Here is a 7,633-nt window from a genome sequence, read left to right on the forward strand (position 1 = left end):
ACAATACACCTAACTCTGCCGTCAAAGCAATAAAAAACATGAAGCCATTAATTACCATTAAAGATATAGGACGTAAATACATTATAGGCACAGAAGTTATTCATGCGCTTAAATCTGTATCGCTAACTATTAATAAGGGTGAATTTGTGGCTTTGATGGGTCCGTCAGGTTCAGGCAAATCAACCTTAATGAATATTTTGGGTTGTTTGGATACGCCGACCAAAGGCGAGTATATTCTAAATGGCATTAATGTTAGCCACATGACCGACAATGAGTTGGCCGAAGTGCGTAACTCCGAGATCGGCTTCGTGTTTCAGACATTTAACCTGTTACCGCGAAATACTGCTTTAGATAATGTGGCACTCCCATTAGTTTATGCCGGTATCAGCAAAGAAAACAGGCAGGAACGCGCTAAAAAAGCTTTAGAAAACGTGGGCCTGGGTAATCGTACAGATCACCGGCCCAATGAGCTTTCGGGCGGGCAGCGCCAACGTGTGGCAGTTGCTCGTGCTTTAATAAACGACCCATCCATTATTTTGGCCGATGAGCCTACAGGTAACCTTGATACCAAAACATCTATCGAAATTATGGGCCTTTTGGAAGATATCCACACCAAAGGCAACACCATTATATTAGTAACGCACGAAGAAGACATTGCCCTGCATGCCCACCGTATTGTACGTATGCGCGATGGTTTAATAGAGAATGACTATGCTAATCCTAATATACACACGATAGATAGAAATGTGGATAGTACTGCGAAGGCTGTTTTATAAACGCTAACACAACGAAGCTATCCGCTCCACAAACTCTGCTAAATGTGTTGATTTTTCGGCTATAATAGGGTCATAATTACCTATAATGAGGGTATGCTCTACAATCTCTATCATAAAGTCGTTATCCCTTATATCCATAACCGCGTTCCTGAAATTACGATCCATGCACGTGCTTGCTTTTGCATGATCATTAACCACCACATAAAAGGTATTGCTGAAGGCTTTATCCTCTTTAAAATCGAGCTCTAAGGGGTGTATTAATTCTAATATTTTGTCGGTAAGCGTTTCACGACGTATGATTACGCGGCCGAAATTATTTTTTAAATAAGTAAGCCCCCAAACCTGGTGTTCCTGATGATCTGATACATGTTTTACACCGTTAAGGTTATAATGTACCTCCACAAATAAAATATACGAATCACCGCAATCCTGTTTGATCACAAACGATCCTCTTAAATTAACGCTCAGGCAGTTTCTAAATACTTCAAACTGCTCCAGGTTAAAATCAATATGCCCTGTGGGCAGGATATTAAATTCTGCTTTAAGTGCTTTGTAAGTATCGTTATACCTATCTATTGTTTCTGTAGTTAGTCCGGTGGTATCAAAAGGATAATTTTCCATAACAAGGTTAGCGTTTGTTAAAAGTACATAATCCAGACACGATTTTTAAGATTTATTAGATTTTAAAGATTTAATTGTTCAATCTACTAAATCCTAAAAATTGTGTTAAGATCAATATGGTTTCATCTTCCCACAACTGCAAACACAGTTCGGGTCACTTGCGCCCAGCTTGGCTAAAAAGTGCTTGTAAAAAGCAATACGGTCTTGCATGCCTTGTACGTTATCGCCCTTGTTACATTCAACCCCGCCGTTAATAATATCTATCACCATCCCAAAACCCGGAATACGGCCTGCTGCTTTATCACCTGCATTTTGTTTCCATTTACCAATCATTACATCGTGTGCAGATGGTTTGTGTGTTTGTGGTGTCATCCAAAAATAAATAGCTGCTTTAAACGCCACTACCGGGTCGGTCATAACCAAATCCGGATTGTTCAACAATATTCTATGATCGCCAAAAATACAATCAGACGCATAGCCGTAATTACCATTATAGCTTAATTGCATAGGGCCGCGGCCATAATATTTTTTGCCTTTAACCGGTGGGTATTCGTCGCTATCGCTAAAATAATCTAATGAGGTATTACTTTCGTGGGTAAGCATCAGTCCGTCGGTGTAGCTACCATTAAGGCCGTGGCGGGTTTCGTGTGCAATATTTGCAAAAAACGCGGCCAACTCCTTTTTATTGGTAAGTATATTACTTTCGGTACAAAAACTTCCGTAATCAACAGTGTAGGTGCTGTCGGGTTTTACTTTTGCCCAGTGTTCGTTCCAGTATACGTCCTGCCTTACAGTGGTTGTTTTACCTGTGCTTTTGTCGGTACGTATAAACTGGTAAACAGATACTGCGCGGCGCGTAATTTGTATTTTAATCAAACCCAATTCTTTTACCGCCCTTATAAATGCGCTATAGGTGTAAAAAGGGTTACGTTGCGGAAAAAGATCATTAAATTGTTTCTCTGTAATTAAATTAAAAGCTACTGCCGGTTTAGGTTTAGCTTCTGTTTTATTTGCGGTACTGCTGCATTTAAAACTCGATAGTAATAATGCCGAAGCCAGTATTAATATAAATTTGGTTGACAATATGATGAATCTCATGGCGTATAGTTATGCGTGAACTATTAATAACGGTAAATATAAAAGCAAGTTTGAAGTAACCCATAAATATTGTTTAATTATTAACTATGTTTAAATCAATATTTATAAATTGCCGCGTCCCTTATGAAGATATATACCAAAACAGGCGATAAAGGTTTTACTTCCCTTATAGGCGGTACACGCGTGCCTAAACATCACTTGCGTATTGAAAGCTATGGAACAGTGGATGAGCTAAACAGCTACATAGGGTTGATACGCGACCAGGAGATTACATTACATGACAAAGATTTTTTAAAACAAATACAGGATAGACTGTTTACTATTGGATCGTCATTAGCTGCCGATCCTGAAAAATCAAGAATGGTGATACCCGATCTGCATACTGAAGATATTGATCTGCTGGAAAAAGAAATGGATACTATGAGCGGGCAATTGCCGGAGCTTAAGCATTTTATTTTACCCGGTGGCAGCACAATGATATCTTATTGCCACATAGCCCGGTGTGTGTGCCGCAGGGCCGAACGCCTTACTGTACACCTTGCCAAAGAAAGTAAGGTAGAGGACAAGGTAATTATTTATCTGAACAGGCTGAGTGATTATCTTTTCACCCTTGCAAGGAAACTTGGAAATGACCATAAAATCCCCGAGAACCAGTGGATACCGCGACTTTAAAAATTTAAAAAAAATATATTGATAATCAATATAAAAATATTATACTTTTGCGGAAATTGAAAATTCAAAAAATTAACTAAAATTATAAGATAAAAATATGTATTGGACACTCGAATTAGCATCTCACCTGGAGGATGCGCCATGGCCTGCAACTAAAGACGAATTAATTGATTACGCTATCCGTTCCGGAGCACCTGTTGAGGTGATCGAGAACCTGCAAGCATTAGAGGATGACGGCGAGCCTTATGAAAATATTGAAGAAATATGGCCTGATTACCCTACAAAAGATGACTTCTTTTTTAACGAAGACGAGTATTAATCCGTCGAAAAATTCATAAAGAAAACCTGCATATGCAGGTTTTCTTGTTTTAACGCTGTTTTGGAATAGTTTTAGATATAAGCCAGATATCATTATCACTAAAACATAAAAAAATGAGAGGCTTATTGTACATTATCGCTGTTATCCTTGTTATAGGTTGGGCATTTGGATTTTTCTATTATTCTGCAGGCGGGATCATTCACGTTCTGCTGGTTATAGCAATTATAGCTTTATTATTAGGATTAATAAGAAGAGCATAATCCACCTAAGTCCTCCCCGGCGCAGGGAGGACTTAATTATCTTGTGCAGACAATTGCTTTTAGTCTCCCATTCGGGGAAGATTCACATCGTTTTCTCGTATCATATACTGCCTGAGATAGTAACGGTTATTACATCAAAAAAAGATGATGTAGTGTTTCACAAAATAATGAAACACATGAAACACTCTTTTAGGTTAACCAATTGATATATAGAATTTTGTAAAAATGAGTGAAACACTTTGAAACAGTACCAAAGCTTTAGGTAAAGTATTATAAAATATTTAGGATGAGGGCTTTATGCTGTTTTATCAATTTTTGCAAATTTAGGGTGAAACACTTGATGTGAAACACTTTTTTTGCTCTCAAGAGGGGAATCGCACGATCCGCCGCTTCTTTTAAATCTTCCGAATACTCGTAATTGTAACTAACATTTTGCTAATAAACTCACGAAGTTTCTAAAACTTCGTGAGTTTATTTAAGAGGCTTACCTAAACATATCATTTGTTAAGCCAGTATTAGCCACAGCGCTATTCACCTTTAGCTCAACAGGTGCGCCTATCAGTACGGTTTTAATATCATAAGGTATTTTAACTCCGTTCACTTCCCGATAGTCATCAAATTCTGTTGCCGAACTGTTGGCTACATCTGTAATTTGTTTAATCTTATAACCGGTTTTAATATCAAAGTATGATTTAACCCTTGTACCATCTGGGTGTGTTACCACAACTAAATATGTCAGCACATCATTTACGGCCCGCAAGGTAGAATCTAAAGTCATTAAATAACCTGCTTTGCCATAATCCAGCTCGGGGAAGAAGCTAAAGCGGTCAACTAAATGACGCTGGTATTCTTTGGTTGCATTAGTAACAGGTTGGTTTTGCTGTATTATGCTCACGCTGTCTGCATTGCCTTTAAGGTGCAGCAAAATATAGTTGTTATAAGATGGGGCAGTCGCGTTATAATCAAACTTATCAGGCGCTTTATATTTGTTTGATACCTGTACGGTTACGCCCTGTACGGTTCCTTCGGCATTAATGGTCATGTCCTTTATATCCTTTACTTTATCGGCGCCGCCAATAGCATCTAAATAACTTTTAATTACCGACGCCGCGGTTACACCTTTTGCCACAGGCACCCCACTGAAAGAATTATTTTCAGTATTGGTATCCGGTAATTTATGTTCAGGATCAAGGGTAACCAATGTTATTTTGGATGTTGATTTATACGGAAATATCCATACGCTGCCACGCTGCCATATTTCGGCAGGGAGTTTAACTATTCCTGTTTTACCGTTTTCTTCTCTTATAGACGCGGTTAGCGGCAATGCCATTTCACCCAAATTCTCAACAGTTATCAATGAGCCTTTAGAAGGATCGCCATCATTATAATCTATTGCTTTTACAGATTGATCAAGTTTCCAGGTATTCAGGAACCACTCGTTCCAGAACCAGCTCAGGTCCTCGCCTGCCGCGTTATCCATCGAGTGGAAAAAGTCCCACGGTGTTGGGTGCTTAAATGCCCAGCGTTTAATATAAGTTTTAAAAGCATAATCAAAACGCTCAACGCCCAATATCTGTTCGCGCAAAATAGTAAGGCCCAGTGCAGGTTTTTCATAAGCTGCAAAACCTAAATAATCAGGTTGAATAACATCGGGTGTATTCATAATCGCGTCCGCATCCGGGTTAAACATATCCGGAGCAATTTTTTGAGCGTCCTGTTTTTCAAAATATTCGCCGTTATTAAACACTTTAGTATCAACCTTATTAATAAAGGTGTTAAAGCCTTCGTCCATCCAGGCATATTTACGCTCGTTACTGCCAACTATCATCGGGAACCAGTTATGACCAAATTCATGGTTAGTTACTTCCCACAGTCCGCCCGATTGCGATTTCCATCCGCAGAAAACAATACCAGGGTATTCCATGCCGCCTACTATACCGGCCACGTTGGTAGCTACCGGGTAAGTATATTCAAACCATTCTTTTGAATAGAGCTCGATAGCGTTTTTTACATATTCTGTTGATCTGCCCCAGGCTTGTTTACCGGTAACTTCAACTGGATAAATTGATTGTGCCAAAGCCTTTTTACCGCTTGGCAAATTAATACGTGCCGCGTCCCAAATAAATGCTTTTGATGCCGCCCATGCTACATCGCGGGTGTTTTTGCAGAAGAAGTGCCAGGTAAGGCTGGCTTTTTGCGGATAAGATTTTTTGCTGGCGATATCAACCGAATCGCGGATGCTTACCGTTTTATCGCTAACTCTCGCTGCAGCCAGCCTGCTCATGGCAGTTGGCGATAATACTCCGGCCGGGTTAAGCAACTCGCCCGATCCGGCTACAATTAAACCTGCAGGAGCAGTTACCGTGTAATCAATATTACCATACTCCAAATAAAACTCGGCTGCACCCATATAAGGTATGGTGTTCCATCCGGTTATATCATCATAAACCTCCATGCGCGGGTACCATTGTGCAATTTCATATACCCAGCCATTTTTAGTATTTAACCTGCCCATACGGTCGGTACCATACTCCGGCACATCAAAGGCATAATCTATCTTTATAGCTAATTTCTGCCCGTTTGCCTTGAGTGAATCTTTTAGCTTGATCTGCATACGGGTATCTGTAATTAGGTAATCAACTTTTTCGGCTTTATCATTTTTTATAATATATACACCTTTTATCTCGTCGCCATTAGTGTAAGTTTTATTGGTAAACCTACCACCTGTAACCGGACTGGTAGCTTGTCCTCTTGAGTCTTCCCGATAAATATTCTGGTCAACCTGCAACCATAAAAATGGCAGGCCATCGGGGCTATTATTGGTATAAGTAATAACGGCAGTACCCGTTACCCTGTGTTTCGCTGTATCAAGCGTTACATTCAGTTTATAGTCGGCACGGTTTTGCCAGTATTTTGCACCCGGTGCACCACTTGCCGAGCGGTATTGATTACCTTTTCCGGGATAAAATAAAGGTGTGAATACTTTATGCTGATCGTACTTTACCGGCGCAGGATCAGTAGTTTGGGCTTGTGCGGCAGAGGCACAGATTGCTAATGACAGCGCGAAAATGATATTGTTAAACTTCATGTTGTTAGATAAATGTTAATGGGATTTTCTAAAGATATGTTATCGGTATAAATTTTCAAAATATTAGACATTCCTTGCACATAAAACGTTACAAACTATCCTGCCAATTCAAATATCGCTTCAATTTCAACCGGGATATTGTCGGGCAGCGAACTAACTCCTATCGCGCTTCGCGCACCAATACCATTTTCATCGCCCCAAACTTTGGCAAATAATTCGCTGCAACCGTTGATAATGAACGGATGGTTTTTAGTATCGGCAGTGCAATTAACCATACCCAATACTTTAATTATCCGCTTCACTTTGTCCAAACTACCCAAATTATTTTTTATTGTTGACAGTATAGCCAGCCCAACCAATTGTGCCGCGTGTTTACCATCTTCGGCATTTATGGTTTCGCCAACGCGGCCAATTACCAGGCTGCCGTCCTCTTTAAAAGTTCCGTGACCAGAAACATATAAAAAATTTCCAACTACTAAACATGGTTTGTAAACACCAATAGGTTTTGGTGCAGGCGGAAGTTTGAGGCCCAATGCGGCAAAGTTTTGTTCGGGTGTGTTCATGGTATAAAATTAGGTGATTTAAATTGAAAAGTCTCGTCTGATCTAACTGGTCCCAATGTCATTAAGTTAAGGAAATTTACCAATAAAAATGTCATTTCGAACGAGGTAGGAGAGAGAAATCTATACAAGACAGGTTCAGCGACTTATCCGTGTATAGATCTCTCACTATGTTCGATTTCTATGATCTAAACAACTAATTTACAATAATTTTTTTCGTAGGGTCTGTTCTGATTAAC

General features: G+C 39.6%; 8 protein-coding genes. 4 read left to right on the forward strand and 4 right to left on the reverse strand.

The window, feature by feature from the left end; all coding sequences use genetic code 11:
• Window positions 1-38 precede the first annotated feature (38 nt).
• On the forward strand, window positions 39-776 hold the full coding sequence (locus JWR23_RS07445; protein ID WP_299514893.1) for an ABC transporter ATP-binding protein: 738 nt from the start codon (window positions 39-41) through the stop codon (window positions 774-776).
• 3 nt (window positions 777-779) lie between these two features.
• Here the strand turns inward: JWR23_RS07445 and JWR23_RS07450 are convergent, their stop codons facing one another.
• Both JWR23_RS07450 and JWR23_RS07455 read right to left on the reverse strand, forming a co-directional pair.
• Window positions 780-1,397, reverse strand: coding sequence for a hypothetical protein (locus JWR23_RS07450; protein WP_299514896.1), 618 nt, complete (start codon window positions 1,395-1,397; stop codon window positions 780-782).
• A gap of 111 nt (window positions 1,398-1,508) precedes the next feature.
• Entirely contained in the window at window positions 1,509-2,495 is a 987-nt protein-coding gene (locus tag JWR23_RS07455; RefSeq protein WP_299514899.1) for a chitinase, read from the reverse strand.
• Between the two features lie 123 nt (window positions 2,496-2,618).
• Between JWR23_RS07455 and JWR23_RS07460 the strand changes: the two genes are divergently transcribed.
• The 3 genes from JWR23_RS07460 (at window position 2,619) to JWR23_RS07470 (ending at window position 3,746) form a co-directional block, all read left to right on the forward strand.
• Entirely contained in the window at window positions 2,619-3,167 is a 549-nt protein-coding gene (locus tag JWR23_RS07460; RefSeq protein WP_299514902.1) for a cob(I)yrinic acid a,c-diamide adenosyltransferase, read from the forward strand.
• Between the two features lie 97 nt (window positions 3,168-3,264).
• A complete protein-coding gene (locus JWR23_RS07465; protein ID WP_002996718.1) occupies window positions 3,265-3,486 on the forward strand; it encodes a DUF2795 domain-containing protein in 222 nt (73 codons plus the stop codon).
• Window positions 3,487-3,599: 113 nt separating this feature from the next.
• On the forward strand, window positions 3,600-3,746 hold the full coding sequence (locus JWR23_RS07470) for a lmo0937 family membrane protein (RefSeq protein ID WP_144248640.1): 147 nt from the start codon (window positions 3,600-3,602) through the stop codon (window positions 3,744-3,746).
• A gap of 484 nt (window positions 3,747-4,230) precedes the next feature.
• Here JWR23_RS07470 and JWR23_RS07475 read toward each other — a convergent pair whose 3' ends face one another.
• Together JWR23_RS07475 and JWR23_RS07480 are read right to left on the reverse strand one after the other, a co-directional pair.
• Window positions 4,231-6,834, reverse strand: a complete 2,604-nt coding sequence (locus tag JWR23_RS07475; RefSeq protein ID WP_299514915.1) for a M1 family metallopeptidase — start codon at window positions 6,832-6,834, stop codon at window positions 4,231-4,233.
• Between the two features lie 95 nt (window positions 6,835-6,929).
• Window positions 6,930-7,397, reverse strand: coding sequence for a RidA family protein (locus JWR23_RS07480; protein ID WP_299514918.1), 468 nt, complete (start codon window positions 7,395-7,397; stop codon window positions 6,930-6,932).
• Between the last annotated feature and the right edge of the window lie 236 nt (window positions 7,398-7,633).

Origin of the sequence: Mucilaginibacter sp. (genome assembly GCF_028288205.1) — a bacterium.
GTDB lineage: Bacteria > Bacteroidota > Bacteroidia > Sphingobacteriales > Sphingobacteriaceae > Mucilaginibacter.